The organism is Cryptosporangium japonicum (assembly GCF_039524755.1).
Classification (GTDB): Bacteria; Actinomycetota; Actinomycetes; order Mycobacteriales; family Cryptosporangiaceae; genus Cryptosporangium; species Cryptosporangium japonicum.
On the sequence record NZ_BAAAGX010000010.1, the window covers coordinates 386,788 to 400,143 of the forward strand.

General features: G+C 74.3%; 11 protein-coding genes. 4 read left to right on the top strand and 7 right to left on the bottom strand.

Features of this window, described 5'->3' with window-relative positions:
* Positions 1-36: 36 nt before the first annotated feature.
* The 4 genes from ABD437_RS14865 to ABD437_RS14880 form a co-directional block, all read right to left on the bottom strand.
* A complete protein-coding gene (locus ABD437_RS14865) occupies positions 37-738 on the bottom strand; it encodes an alpha/beta fold hydrolase (RefSeq protein ID WP_344649404.1) in 702 nt (233 codons plus the stop codon).
* Between the two features lie 204 nt (positions 739-942).
* Entirely contained in the window at positions 943-1,623 is a 681-nt protein-coding gene (locus ABD437_RS14870) for a GntR family transcriptional regulator (protein WP_344649405.1), read from the bottom strand.
* A 10-nt stretch (positions 1,624-1,633) separates the two neighbouring features.
* Entirely contained in the window at positions 1,634-2,617 is a 984-nt protein-coding gene (locus tag ABD437_RS14875; RefSeq protein ID WP_344649406.1) for an enoyl-CoA hydratase/isomerase family protein, read from the bottom strand.
* A 101-nt stretch (positions 2,618-2,718) separates the two neighbouring features.
* Positions 2,719-4,245, bottom strand: coding sequence for a GMC family oxidoreductase (locus tag ABD437_RS14880; protein WP_344649407.1), 1,527 nt, complete (start codon positions 4,243-4,245; stop codon positions 2,719-2,721).
* Between the two features lie 269 nt (positions 4,246-4,514).
* On the opposite strand from ABD437_RS14880, the gene ABD437_RS14885 reads away from it, so the two are divergent.
* Both ABD437_RS14885 and ABD437_RS14890 read left to right on the top strand, forming a co-directional pair.
* Positions 4,515-5,351, top strand: a complete 837-nt coding sequence (locus ABD437_RS14885; RefSeq protein ID WP_344649408.1) for an AraC-like ligand-binding domain-containing protein — start codon at positions 4,515-4,517, stop codon at positions 5,349-5,351.
* A gap of 55 nt (positions 5,352-5,406) precedes the next feature.
* Positions 5,407-6,810: a threonine/serine exporter family protein gene (locus ABD437_RS14890; RefSeq protein ID WP_344649409.1), complete on the top strand. Its 1,404-nt coding sequence runs from the start codon at positions 5,407-5,409 to the stop codon at positions 6,808-6,810.
* 6 nt (positions 6,811-6,816) lie between these two features.
* Here the strand turns inward: ABD437_RS14890 and ABD437_RS14895 are convergent, their stop codons facing one another.
* Complete coding sequence (locus ABD437_RS14895) at positions 6,817-7,896, bottom strand: cytochrome P450 family protein (protein WP_344649410.1); 1,080 nt, start codon at positions 7,894-7,896, stop codon at positions 6,817-6,819.
* Positions 7,897-8,039: 143 nt separating this feature from the next.
* Between ABD437_RS14895 and ABD437_RS14900 the strand changes: the two genes are divergently transcribed.
* The gene (locus tag ABD437_RS14900) at positions 8,040-10,760 is read left to right on the top strand and encodes an AAA family ATPase (RefSeq protein WP_344649411.1); all 2,721 of its coding nucleotides are present in this window, start codon (positions 8,040-8,042) and stop codon (positions 10,758-10,760) included.
* Between the two features lie 53 nt (positions 10,761-10,813).
* On the opposite strand, the gene ABD437_RS14905 is transcribed toward ABD437_RS14900, so the two are convergent.
* Together ABD437_RS14905 and ABD437_RS14910 are read right to left on the bottom strand one after the other, a co-directional pair.
* Positions 10,814-11,869 (bottom strand): MsnO8 family LLM class oxidoreductase, encoded by a 1,056-nt coding sequence (locus tag ABD437_RS14905; RefSeq protein WP_425558153.1) that lies wholly within the window; start codon positions 11,867-11,869, stop codon positions 10,814-10,816.
* A 67-nt stretch (positions 11,870-11,936) separates the two neighbouring features.
* Positions 11,937-12,845, bottom strand: coding sequence for an AraC family transcriptional regulator (locus ABD437_RS14910; RefSeq protein ID WP_344649412.1), 909 nt, complete (start codon positions 12,843-12,845; stop codon positions 11,937-11,939).
* Positions 12,846-12,914: 69 nt separating this feature from the next.
* On the opposite strand from ABD437_RS14910, the gene ABD437_RS14915 reads away from it, so the two are divergent.
* Positions 12,915-13,356: alpha/beta fold hydrolase (locus ABD437_RS14915; protein ID WP_344649413.1), on the top strand; the 442-nt coding region annotated here is incomplete at its 3' end.

A 13,356-nucleotide genomic window follows, 5' to 3' on the forward strand; every position in this document is an offset into this window, starting at 1 on the left:
GACCCGACCGGCCCGCCGGACGCCGTCGAGGTCCGGTCAGACCGCGGCCGCGGCCCGGAGGATGACGTCGGCCACCAGCTGCGGCTGGGACACCGGCAGGGCGTGGGACGCGCCGGGAACCTCGATCGCCTCGCGGGCGTTGGCGCGCGCGGCCATGAAGCGGAACACCTCGAGCGGAATCGCCCGGTCGAGCTCGGGCGAGATGAACCAGGACGGGATCGTCTTCCAGGCCGGCTCGGCCGACGGCTCGGTCACCGCGGTGGAGTTGAACGGCCGCTGGGTGGCGGCGGCCAGCGCGGCCTCCTCGGCGGTCAGGTCGGCGGCGAAGTGCTCGTGGTAGTGCTCCGGCACCACGAAGGCGTCGGCGGTGCCGTCGGCCAGCGGCACCTCGCGGAGGTGGTCGCCCAGCGTGGCGCCGGGGAACTTGCCGGTCAGGTCGGGCACGTTCTCGCCCTTGTCGGGGGCCAGCGCGGCCACGTAGACCAGGGCCTTGACGTTGTCGTTGCCGGCCGCGGCGTTGGAGGCCACGGCGCCACCGTAGGAGTGGCCGACCAGCACGATCGGGCCGTCGATGGTGGCGAGCAGGCTGGCGACCGAGGCGGCGTCCCCGGACAGGCTGCGCAGCGGGTTCCCGGCCGCGATCGTGGGGTGACCGGCCGCCTGCAGCCGGCTGATGACGCCGTTCCAGCTGGCGGATTCGGCGAAGGCCCCGTGGACCAGGACGATGGTGGGCTTCATGTCGGCTCCTAGACGATGCGCGGCCGGTGGGCGGCCGCTGACGAGATTCAGCATCGGCGGCCGGCCGACCGGCCGAATCAGTCATTCGCCTGTCCCCGGAGCGGCCCGGAGCCCCGGTGTTCCGACCGCGGGACGGCTCCGGCCGACGTCCGGCGGGCGCGTCGCCCCAGCGGGGTTAAGTCATTCGACCGATGACGTTCCCGGTCACGGGGTGCGCGGAGCGTCCGGGTCCTCGACGTCGAACACCTCGGCCAGGCTCAGCCAGTTGTCGCGGGCGGCGGCGGCCGCGCCCTCGGCGTCGCCGGCCTCGCAGAGGGCGATGATGCGGTCGTGCGTGGCCACCGAGCCGCGGCCGACGAGCGAGGAGAAGCGCAGCCGCTCCAGCCGGCGCAGCACCGGGGTGAACTGCTCGAGCACCGTGCGCACGGCCGGGTTGGCGGACGCCGTCACCGTGACGTTGTGGAACTCGTCGTCGGCCGCGATCGCCGCGTCGACCTCGTCGGCCCGGAGCGCACCGGCGAAGCGGGCGTTCGCCTGACGCATCGCCTCGATCTCGACCGCCGACAGGTGGGGCACCGCCTCCCGCACGGCCAGCTCGTGCATCGCGGCGGTCACCGTCTGGGCCGCCCGGGCGGCGCGCGTGTCGAGCGGACTGACGATCGTGTACCGGCCGGGCTTGGTCTGGACGAGGCCGCTCTCCTCGAGCCGGGTCAGCGCCTCCCGGATCGGCGTCCGGCTCACCCCCAGCCACTGCGCCAGTTCGGCGTCGTTCAGCCGCTCCCCCGGGGCGAAGGTGCCGTCGACGATCGCGTCCCGGATCGACCGGTAGGCGTTCTCACGCAGCAGTGGTCGCGCGATGACGCCCACGTCCTCAGGAATCGGCATGCAAAATATTTCACACCGCGTCGCGAGCCGGAGTCAAAGAGGTCTGCGCCACCGCGCCCGCGGTGCCCTCCGCCCAGGGTTCCGGGTCGGTGCGGAACACCGACGCGCCGTCCTCGCGCTGCATCGACAGCCAGGTCCGCAGGAGCGCGCGGGTGCTCGCGGTCGGCACGTTCGTCATCTGCGCCACCCCCTCCGCGCGCAGGCCGGCCCGCAGACCGACGTCGTAGGCCGCGTTGATGATGCGTTTCTGCGCGGCCACCGCGGCCGGCGAGCGGCGCGCGTACCGGGCCGCCAGCGCCTGCGCCTCGGCGACGACGTCCGCGGCCGGCCGCACCTCGTCGACCAGCCCCGAGGCCTGCGCCTCGGCGGCGGAGATGGCCCGGGCGTCGAGCATCACCCGCAGGGCACGGGACGGCCCCATCAGGTGCACCAGGCGCTGCGCGCCGACGGTGGTGGTGAGCCCGATCGACAGCTCCGGCAGCAGGAACGACGCGGTGTCGGCGGCGAGCCGGACGTCGAAGCAGACCGACATCTCCAGACCGCCGCCTCCGCACGGACCGTCGATGGCCGCGATCCAGATCGCCCGGGACCGGAGCAGCCGCGTGACCAGCTCGTGGAACCGGGTGATCGCCAGGATTCCCGACAGCCGGGACCGCTCGACCACGCGCTCGCCGCCGACCGCGGTGAGGGTGCGGACGGCGCCCAGCAGCAGCCGGGCCGCCGGCCGCGGCAGCAGCGGCGCGGCGTCGGCCGCTTCGAGCAGATCACCGATGTCGTAGTGGGTGATGTACCGGCCCGGCCCGGCTCCGGTCACGACGACCACCCGGACCGTGTCGTCGGCGTCGACGGCACGGACCAGGTCCAGGAAGTCCCGCTGCATCGCGGCGGTCATGTAGTCGTGCGGCGGGGCATCGATCCGGACGGTCAGCACCGGGCCGTCCTGGGACGATCGCAACGTCGTCAGCGGGAGGTCGGCGACGGTCGGGCGGGCCATGGTGATGCCTCCAGGGTCAGGGCAGCCGGTTCGAGGACGGGATCACCCCGCCCACCCTGTCCGACGACGGAGAGGCCGCATCGTTCAATCCGTGCCCCGGGTCACTGCCCGATCGCGTGGGCGGACCGGATCAGGTCGGCGGCCTTCTCGCCGATCATGATCGTCGCGGCGTTGGTGTTCACGCTGACGATGCGGGGCATCACCGACGCGTCGGCCACCCGGAGCCCGTCCACGCCGTGCACCCGCAGCTGCGGGTCGACGACCGCGTCGGCGCCGGTGCCCATCGCGCAGGTGCCGACCGGGTGGTAGTAGGTCCCGGTGCCGCGGCGCAGGTAGTCGCGCAGCGCGGCCGGATCGCGGTCGTCCGGGCCGGGGTGCACCTCACGACCGCGCCAGCCGTCGAACGGCGCCGCGGCGGCGATCTCCCTGGCCACCCCGATCCCGGCGACGAGGCGCCGGACGTCGGCCTCCGCACCGAGATAGGCCGGGTCGATCAACGGCGGAACGGCGGGGTCGGCGGAGGCGAGGCGCACCGTTCCGCGTGCCTCGGGCACGGTCGCGACGCCGAACGTGAAGCTGTTCGGCGGCACCGCCAGCGCCGGCGGGGCGAACGGCACGTGGATGAACATCAGCTGCATGTCCGGGCCGGGCAGGCTCGGGTCGCTGCGCCACTGCAGCGACGTCTCGGCGTGGTTGGTCAGGCCCGCCGGAACGGGTCGGCTCGCCTCGTACACCACGCTGACCAGCGGGTGGTCGTGCAGGTTCCGGCCGACTCCGGGGAGGTGCTGCACCGCCGGTATCCCCAGCCGGCCGAGGTCGTCCGCGTCCCCGACGCCCGACTGCAGGAGGAGCCGCGGCGAGTCGACCGCGCCGGCGCTGACCACCACCTCGTGGTCGGCGTACGCCGACGTCACCTGGCCGTCGCGGGCGAATTCCACTCCGGCGCAGCGTCCGCCCTCGATGATCAGCCGGTGCGCGCGGGCCCCGGTCAGCACGGTGAGGTTCGGCCGGTCGGCCGACACCGGGTGCAGGTACGCGGCCGCGGTGCTCTGCCGTCGTCCCTCGGTGATCGACAGCTCGTGCCAGCCGACGCCCTCGGCGACCGCGCCGTTGAAGGCCTTGGTCCGCGGATGGCCGAGCGCCGCCGCCGCGTCCACGAACACCTGCGAGAGCGGGTTGGGATCAGCCGCGATCGCCGGGCGCATGGGGCCGTCGGTGCCGCGGTACGCCGGATCCCCCTCGGCCGTCTCCATCCGCCGGAAGTACGGCAGCACCGAGGCGTAGTCCCAGCCGTCGGCTCCCCGCGTCGCCCAGGCGTCGAAATCGGCCGGGTGGCCGCGCAGGAACACCATCGCGTTGATGCTGCTGGATCCGCCCAGCGTGTGCCCGCGCGGCCAGTCGTGAGCCGTGCCGTCGAAACCGGACTGCGGAACCGTGCGGTAGGCGTAGTCGACCGCGCTCCCCCACAGCGCGGGCCACGCCGGCGGGGTGGCGATCTCCGGCAGGGTGTCGGCCGGGCCCGATTCGAGGAGCAGGACGCGGACGCGGGGATCCTCGGACAGGCGGGACGCGACGACGGCGCCGGCCGAACCGGCCCCGACGACGACGAAGTCGTGGTGAGTGGTCATGGCGACCACGGTTTCGCGCCGCGGTCAGCGGTGCTTGACCACATCCGCCGGTCGTGTTGACGGAAGCCGCTCCACAACCGTGTCACTACCGTTGAAGTAGCTGTTCACGGCACCCGCTTAGCGTTCCGCACGACCCATCGAAGAACGCTACGGGGCCCCTCCATGACCACCACCACACCACCGGCCGGTCGCGCATTTCCCACCGTGGGCACCGTCAAGTCACGTGCCCACTACGCCGTGCGGTCGCTGCGCACCGCCCTGCTCGGCAGTTGACGTGCGTGCCGGGCGCGACCCTGGGCCGCCTGACCGTCTTCCGGGCCGGTGGACGGGCGCAGCTCCTGCGTCGTCTCCCTCCGGCCGGGCGAGGGGGAGCCGCCGACCGGTTCACGCTGTGCCTGCTCACCGGCGGTGCGGCCACCGTCAGCCAGGACGGTCACCGGGTGCGCCTCACGCCGGGGCGGATGGCGCTCTACGACACCGGCCGACCCTACGAGCTGCGGTTCGAGGAGGACTGGTCGGGCCTCGTGCTGGCTTTTCCGCGCAGTGCCCTGTCGCTGCCGGACAGCGTGGTCCGTTCGGCGATGCGTTCCGCGCATCCGTTCGACGAGGGACCGGGTGCCGTGCTGGCGGAGTTCGTGGCCGTCGCGATGGAGCAGCGAACGGCGATCGGGGCCTCCGCCGGGCGGCTCGGCGAGGCGGCCTTCCATCTCATCGCCGGGGCGCTCGGCCGGACGCCACCGGCCCACGGCGCGGCGGCGGACGCGCAGCGGCTCCGGGTGCTCGCGTACGTCCGCGAACACCTGGCCGATCCCGGTCTGACCCACGACGCGATAGCCGCCGCGCACCGGATGGCTCCCCGCAGCCTCCACCGGCTGTTCGAGCAGGAGCCCCACACGGTCACCGGGTACATCCGTCTGCACCGGCTGGAGTCGGCGCACCGGGACCTGGTCGATCCGACGCTCGGTCACCTGAGCATCGCGCGCATCGCGGCGCGCTGGTGCTTCGCCAGCCAGGCTCATTTCACCCGGGCCTTCCAGGCGCGCTACGGCGTCGCACCGTCGGCGGTCCGCCGCGCCGCCGGAATCGGCCGGGACCCGCTGACCTAGCGGCGCGGATCCCCTCCGGCGCCGCCGGGAAACGGGAAACCGGAAAGGACGACACATGCGACCCGGAGCCATCGTTCGGTGGGCCCGCGGCAACGTCGCGAGCGAGGCCCAGGTCCTGCTGCGCGGCGGCGAGCCCACCGTCGAGCTGCTGCGCCACCTCGGGCCGGACGTGCCGACCGATGCCCAGGTGCTCGAGGTCCTCGACCTCTGCATCCAGGTCGGTGAGGTGTTGCTGTCCACCGGCGAGCCGGTGGGTGAGACCGCGGCCACCATGACCCGGCTGGCGGCCGCCTGCGGCCTGCCGACGGTCGACGTCGACGTCACGTTCAACGCGATCACGATGTGCTTCCACCGGGGCAACGTGGCCGCACCGGTGACCACGATGCGGCTGGCCGGCTACGGCACCACCGACCTGACCCGGATCGACCTGATCACCGGCATCGTCGACCAGGTGACCCGATCGCGGATGACGGTCCCGGCCGCCGTCGCCGCGGTGAGCGAGGCGGTGAACGCCCGGCATCCGTACCCGCGCTGGGTCGCCACCGTGGGGATGGCCGGGCTGGCCGCCGCGGTGGCGGTGCTGCTCGGCGGCTCGGCGCTGATCGCGGCGACCGCGTTCGTGGTGACCGCGCTCATCGACCGCCTCGGGTTCGTCCTCCAGCGGCGCGACGTCGCGCCGTTCTTCCGGCAGGTCGCCGGTGCCCTGCTGACGACCGTCGCGACGCTCGGCCTGCTCGCGTCCGGCGCGCTGCCCGCCGACACCCAGCCGTCCCTGGTCATCGCGGCCGGCCTCACCGCCCTGCTGTCGGGATTGACGGTGGTGGGAACGGTGCAGGACGCCATCTCCGGCTACTACGTGACGGCGGCCGGCCGCGCGGCGGAGATCACGCTGCTGTCGGCCGGGTTGCTGGCCGGCGTCATCCTCGGCCTCCAGCTGGGCCTCGTGTTCGACCTCGACCTCGACCCGGCCGAGCCGCTGCGTGCCGACATGGCCGGCTTCGTCGTCAGCACCGTCGCCGCGGCCGCGTCGGCGGCCCTGTTCGCGCTGGCCGGTTACGCGCCGCTGCGTTCCTTACCGGCCGCTTTCGTCGTCGGAGGAGCGGCGTGGGCGGCCTACGCCGCCCTCACCCTGTTCACGGACGTCGGCTCGGTGGCGGCCAGTGGTGTCGCGGCCACCGTCGTCGGCCTCGCGACGGGGCTGTCCCGACGCGGTTCCGGCCGGCGTACCCCGGTGATCGTGCTGTCCGGGATCATCCCGCTCCTCCCCGGCCTGACCGCCTACCGGGGCTTCTACGAGCTGGCCGTTCACGACGTCGTGAACGGTCTGGTCACGCTCGTGCTCGCGCTCACGATCGGGCTGGCCGTCGCCGCGGGGGTGGCGCTCGGCGACCTCGTCGCGCGCCCGGCCGTCAGCCGCCGGCGAGCCCGCCCCCGCACCCGCGACCTCCACCGGCGCTGACGGCGCTCAGCCGTGGAGGCGGACGGGCAGCGCCAGGGGGCCGCGCATCATGCCGGCCGGGATCCAGCCCAGGTCGGCGAGCGGGACCGCCGGGCGCAGCGCGGGGAAGCCTCGCAGGAGGGAGCCGATCGCGATGCTCGCCTCGATCCGGGCCAGCGGGGCGCCGACGCAGTGGTGGATGCCGTGCCCGAAGGCCACGTGGCGGGCGTTCGACCGGGTCACGTCGAGCCCCGCGGGGTCGCCGTCGTCGTCCTGCGGCGCGTCCCGGCTGGCCGCGCCCAGATAGACGACCACCGGGTCGCCTCGGCGGATGTGCACGCCGCCGAGCTCGAGATCCTCGGCGGCGAACCGGAACGTGGACTGCTCGACCGAGGAGTCGAACCGCAGGAACTCCTCCACCGCACCGGCGATCAGGTCGGGACGCGCCCGCAGCCGGTCGGCCTGCTCCGGGTGCCGCAACAGCGCCACCACGGCGTTGCCGAGCAGGTTGACGGTGGTGTCGTGACCGGCCACGACGAGCAGCGCGGCCATCGCGATCAGCTCGACGTGCGAGAGCCGCCCGTCCTCCTGGTTGTGCTGCGCGACCAGGTCGGACAGCAGGTCGTCCGACGGCGCCGTCCGTTTGCGGTCCACCAGGTCGGCCAGGTACCGGGTGAAGTGGAGACCGTCCTGCCGCTGGGCGGCGGTGGGGAGCCCGACCAGGGACTGCGACCAGGCGCGGAACTGGGCGCGGTCGTCGACGGGCACGCCGAGCAACTCGCAGATGACGGTCATCGGCAGCGGCGCGCAGTAGGCCTCCACCAGGTCCACCTCGTCGCGCGACGCCATCGCGTCGAGGAGCTCGTCGGCGATGCCCTGGATCCGGTCGGCGAGCAGCCCGATGCGACGGCCGCTGAACACCGGGGCCACCAGCCGGCGCAGGCGGGTGTGGTCCGGCGGGTCGGAGAACAGCATCGAGCCGCCGAAGCCCTCACCGACCTTGTGCGAGGTGATGCCGGCCGCCTCCAGTGCCGCCAGGGCGGGCTCGGGATTCTTGCGGAGGTCGGGGTGGGTGAGCGCGGCGCGGGCCTCGGGGTACGACAGCACCGCACCGGCCCTCCAGAGGGGACGACGCCGGCGCCTTCCCCGAGTTCAGACTCGTGCCCGATCGGACCCGTCCGGTCGGCTTTCGGGCACCCGGCCGCCCCGGGCATTGACACCGACCCGCTCGCCCGAGTGCAATATATTGCATGCCGCCCACCGCCCTGGAGTCGTTGTACGGCCGTGACGTCGAGCTGGACCGCATCCGCCGCTTCCTGCGGTCGATCCGCCACGGCGGCGACATGCGGATGGTTCGCGGCGAGCCCGGCGTCGGCAAATCAGCGCTGTTGGCCGCGGCGGCGGAACTGGCCGAGGCCGAAGGCATGCGTGTGTTGCGTGCGAACGGCTCCGAGTTCGAGGCCGAGATCAGCTACTCGCTGCTCAACCAGCTGCTGCTGCCGCTCTATCCCGACATGCAGAAGCTGCCGCCGGCGCTGCGTGACGCCCTCGGCGTCGCTCTCGGCTTCGGCCCGGGGCCGGCACCGGCCGCCCTGCTCGTGTGCAACGCCGCGCTGATGCTGCTCAGCACGGTCGCCAGGACGAAGCCCGTCCTGCTCATCGTCGACGACGTCCAGTGGGTCGACCGGCCCAGCGCGGTCGTGCTCGGCTTCGTCGCCCGGCGGGTACGGGGAACGCCCGTCGGCGTCATCGCCGCCTCGCGTACCGGTACGGAGAGCTTCCTCGACGCGCGCGGCCTGACCGAGGTCACCGTCGAACCTCTCAGCGACGAGGCGTCCGCCCGGCTGGTCGACACGCGCTTCCCGTCCCTCACCGAGCGCCTGCGCCAGCGCCTGCTCGAGCTCGCCGGAGGCAACCCGCTGGCGCTGCTGGAGCTGCCGGACAGCCTCACCGACGCCACCCCGCCGGCCGACGTGGTGCCGCTCAGCGACCGGCTGCAGACCATCTTCGCCACCCGCATCGCCGCCCTGCCCGAGGCCACCCGCTGCCTGCTGCTGCTCGCGACGTTCGAGGGAAGCGGTGACCTGCGCACCCTGCGTGGCCTGGCCGACCTGGCCCCGCTCGCCGCCGCCGACCGGGCCCAGCTGGTGCGCGTCAACGACGCCGGCGGGCGCCTCGTCTTCGGCCACCCGCTGATCCAGTCGGCGATCGTCGCGATGTCCACCTCCGAGGAGCGCCGGCAGGCCCACCAGGCCATCGCCGCCGCGCTGCCGAGGGACCCGGAACGCCGCGCCTGGCATCTCGCCGCGGCCACGGTCGGCCCGGACGAGAAGGTGGCCGTCCAGCTCGAGGAGGCCGCCCACGTGGTGCTGCGTCGTGGTGACGCGCTGGCCGCCATCGCCGCGCTCGTCCGCGCGGCCGAGCTGAGCAGCACCCCCGAGGACGCGGCCCGGCGACTGGCCGAGGCCGCGTACATCGGCGCGGAGGCCGGCGTCACCGGCGACGCCACGACGTTGCTGGCCGATGCCCGGGCGATGAACCAGGGCCCGGCCGGAGCCCTGCACGCCGCCAACGCGACCGCGCTGCTGATGATCAACGGCGACGGCGACGTCCGCACCGCGCACCGCCTGCTCGCCGGGGCCATCGAGACGGGCGGACACGGCTGGCGCGCCGACGACCCGGCCCTCGACGAAGCCATGCACACCCTGCTGCTGCTCTCCTGGTTCGCCGGCGGTTCCGACCACTGGGCCACCTTCCACCGCCTGCTGGCCCGCCTCCGGCCGGAACCGGGTGACCTCCTGTCGGTGCTGAGCCGCACCTTCCCCGACCCCGTGCGCACCGCCGCGGCGGCGCTGCCCGACCTCGAGGTGCTGATCGCCGCCCTGCCCACCGAGACGGACCTGACCCGGGTGGTGCGGACGGGCACCGCCTCGGCCCACCTGAGCCGGCTGGGCGACATCCGGGAGCACTCCTGGCGTCTCGTGCGTCAGGGCCGGGAGGGCGGCGCGCCCCACTGGCAGGTGAGCGGGCTGATGCACCTGTGCGAGGACGACTACTACACCGGGCGCTGGGACGAGGTCGAAGAGCTGGCCGGTGAGGGTGAGCGTGTCGCGGCCGAGAGCGGGCTGCCGTTCCTGCGGTGGTACTTCCTGCTGAACCGGGCCGTCGTCGCGGCCGGCCGGGGCCGGTTCGGCGAGGCGTACGACCTGGCCGACGAGATCACCCACTGGGCGGCACCACGCGGCGTCGCGACGATGCTGGCCGTCGCCCACCTCCCGCGCACGCTGGCCGCCGCGGCCCAGGGCGACGTCGAGGCCGCCTACCGGCACGCGACCGCCATCAGCCCGGCCGGCGTGCTGGCGCCGTACGCGCCGACCGCCCTGTGGGTGATGCTCGACCTCGTCGAGGCGGCCCTGCGCACCGGCCGTACCACCGAGGCCAGGGCCCACGCCGACGCGATGCGCACCGCGGACGTGGCCGCCCTGTCCAGCCGGATGCGGTTGATCCAGCACGGCGTCGACGCGCTCGTGCTCGGCGACGAGGCCGGCGACCGGCTCGAGCAGACGTTGGCCGACCCCGCCACCGAACGCTGGCTGTTCGAGTCGTCACGCATCCGGCTGGCGTTCGCCGAGAAACTGCGCCGACGCAAGGAGTACAGCCGCGCCGGCACGCATCTGCTGGCCGCCCGCACCGGTTTCACCGCGATGGGCGCGGAGCCGTGGCTGGAGCGCACCCTCGGGGAGCTGCGCGCCGCCGGACACCGGCCGGCCGTCAGCGACCGGCCGCTGACCGCCCTGACCGCGCAGGAGATGGAGATCGCCAACCTGGCCGCCGCCGGCCTGACCAACAAACAGATCGCGCAGCGGCTCTACCTGTCCCACCGCACGGTCGGCGCCCATCTCTACCGCGTCTTCCCCAAGCTGGGCGTCTCGTCCCGGGCCGGACTGCGCGACGCCCTCAACGCGTTATGAGACTCCGGTGAGCGCCGCGCAGCGTCTCCACGACGTCGTCGCGCCGGCCGCCCTCAGCGCGTCACGAGCGGGCGTTCGGCTACGCCGGCGGGCGAAGCCGGAACCGGGGCGCCGGTCGGGCGGGGGCGGACGAACAGTGCGGCCAGTTCCGCGTCCGAGACGGCCAGGGCCGCACGGTCGAACGTGCTCCCGGACGTGACGAGCTCGGCCGCTCCGGTCCGCTCGAACAGCTCGTCGAGCGCGCTCTCCACCCGGGCCGGGGTGCCGGCGATCGCCGCCGCGACGGTGCGGTCGAGGTACTGCTGCTGACGCGACGTGCGGCTCGCGGCCCGGACCGCGCCCACCGGCTCCAGCGGCGGGAACACCCCGGTGGTGCGGCCCAGCGCCATCGCCCACGCCTCGGGCAGCAGCAGGTCGGTGGCCTCCGCGGCGGTGTCGGCGACCACCACGTCCAGGCTGATCGCCACCCACGGCTCGGGGTGCTGCGGCGAGGGCCGGAACGACCGCCGGTAGTCGGCCAGCGCGGCCCGCCCCGGCGCCGGGTCGCCGCCGACCCCCAGCAGCGGGCCACCGACGATCGCCGGCAGGCCGAGCCGCGCCGCCACGCCCAGGCCGGCTCCGGTGGCCAGCACGTAGAGCGGCAGCGCACCCCGCGGCCGGGGGTGCAGGGTGATCTCCGCCGTCCCGGTGAGGAACGCGCGCAGCTCGGTGACGTCGGCGGCGAAGTCGTTGCCGGTCTGGCGCAACGCCCGGCGTACCGGCGCGGTGAAGCCCGGCGACCGGCCGAGCCCCAGGTCGACCCGGCCCGGGGCGAACGCGGAGAGCGTCGCGAACTGCTCGGCGACCACGAGCGGCTGGTGATGGGGCAGCATCACGCCGGCCGAGCCGATCCGGATCGTCGTGGTCGCGGCGGCCACGGCGGCCAGCAGCACGGCCGGGGCGGCGCCGGCGATCCCCGGCACCCCGTGGTGCTCGGCCACCCAGAACCGGTCCAGCCCGAGCCGCTCGGCGTGCGCGGCGCGGGCGACCGTGCCCGTCAGCGCCTCGGACTCGGTTTCGCCGACGCGGGTCCGGGACCGGTCGAGCAGGGACAGGCCGTGGTTGATCACCCCTGGTGCAGCGCCACCGGCGCGCCGCGTGTTCCCGCGAGCGGCGCGGTCCGGACCCCGGGGCCCGCTAGCGCCCGGACGGGCCCGTCGCCGCGCCGAGGCCACGCTCGCGGTTGCGGAAGCGTCCGGGGGCGATGCCGAAGCCGCGCCGGAACGCCGCGGAGAAGCTGAACTCGGTCGCGTAGCCGAGGTGCTTCGCGACCGCGGCGAGCGGGAGATCGGTGTGGCGCAGCAGGCGGGCGCCCTCGTCGAGCCGCCGGCGGGCGAGGTAGGCGCCGGGTGTCTCACCGGTGGTGCCGGTGAACCGCCGGGAGAACGACGCGCGGGACATCCGGGCGAGGTCCGCCAGATCACACACCGTGAGATTCGTGGCGTAGGGACGAGCCAGCAGGTCGAACACCCCGGCCAGGCTCGGGTCGACCGCGGCCGGGTGCGCCGCGTCCTGCTGGTCGCGCCACATCCGCAACAGGTGCACCAGCAGCAGGTCCACGATCGCGGGCAGCGCGACGTCGCCACCGGGACGATCCGGCCCCGCGTGGCCGGCCAGCAGGTCGGCGAGACCGCGCACGCCCGGATAGCGCTCCTCGTCGATGACGAGCGTGATGACGTCGGGCAAGCCGTTGAGGTAGGCGTGCCCGGTCCCCCGGTCGAGGTGGTAGCAGCAGGACACGAAGTCGACGTCGACGTGTTCCGGATCGGGCGGCGGGGTGCGCACCGCCGGCAGGTCCGCGAACGCGCACGGAGCGCTGCTGAAACCGTGCGGCGGTCCGTGCGGTACGAAGACGACGCTGCCCGGGCGCAGCGCGACCGGCTCACCGTCCTCCGGGATCAGCCACGGCTCGCCGTGCCGGACGACGTGCAGTCCGGCCCCGGTGATCGCGGGGAACCGGGTGGCCCACGCGCCCGCGTACCGATTGTGGACGGCCCAGGCCCGCCCGGCCCGGGTGGAGGCGACCGCTTCGCTGATCAGGTCCACGCACAACAGCGTATGAAACTGCGGAATTCGAGCATGGCGGCCCCCCGCCGGTCCGGGTTGGGTGGACACGTGACAACCCACGAACTGGTCCTCGACGGTGTCCGGCAGCGCTACCACGTGGCCGGCACCGGCCCGGTGTGCGTCGCCCACCCCGGCGGTCCGGGCCTGCACTGGTCGTATCTGCGCTCGCCCGAGCTCGAAGAACGCTTCACCGTCGTCTACGTCGAACCGATCGGCACCGGTGGTTCGGGGCGGCCGGCCGATCGCGGCGGCTACCGCCTCGACGAGTACGTGCGGTACCTCGCCGCGGTGGTCGACCAGGTCGGCGGTGGGCCGGTGCACCTGCTCGGGCACTCCTACGGCGGGTTCGTCGCCCAGGCGTACGCACTCGCGCACCCCGGACGCCTGGCCGGGCTGGTCCTCTACTCCACCGCGCCGGAGAACGGCCCGGAGCTGTCGGCCGGCGCCGCGACCGGCTTGGCCGCCTACCCCCAGCGGCACCCGGACGCCC

Coding starts and splice junctions, on each gene's coding strand:
- ABD437_RS14865 (WP_344649404.1), bottom strand. CDS start 738: ATGAAGCCCACCATCGTCCTGGTCCACGGGGCCTTCGCCGAATCCGCC.
- ABD437_RS14870 (WP_344649405.1), bottom strand. CDS start 1,623: ATGCCGATTCCTGAGGACGTGGGCGTCATCGCGCGACCACTGCTGCGT.
- ABD437_RS14875 (WP_344649406.1), bottom strand. CDS start 2,617: ATGGCCCGCCCGACCGTCGCCGACCTCCCGCTGACGACGTTGCGATCG.
- ABD437_RS14880 (WP_344649407.1), bottom strand. CDS start 4,245: ATGACCACTCACCACGACTTCGTCGTCGTCGGGGCCGGTTCGGCCGGC.
- ABD437_RS14890 (WP_344649409.1), top strand. CDS start 5,407: ATGCGACCCGGAGCCATCGTTCGGTGGGCCCGCGGCAACGTCGCGAGC.
- ABD437_RS14900 (WP_344649411.1), top strand. CDS start 8,040: ATGCCGCCCACCGCCCTGGAGTCGTTGTACGGCCGTGACGTCGAGCTG.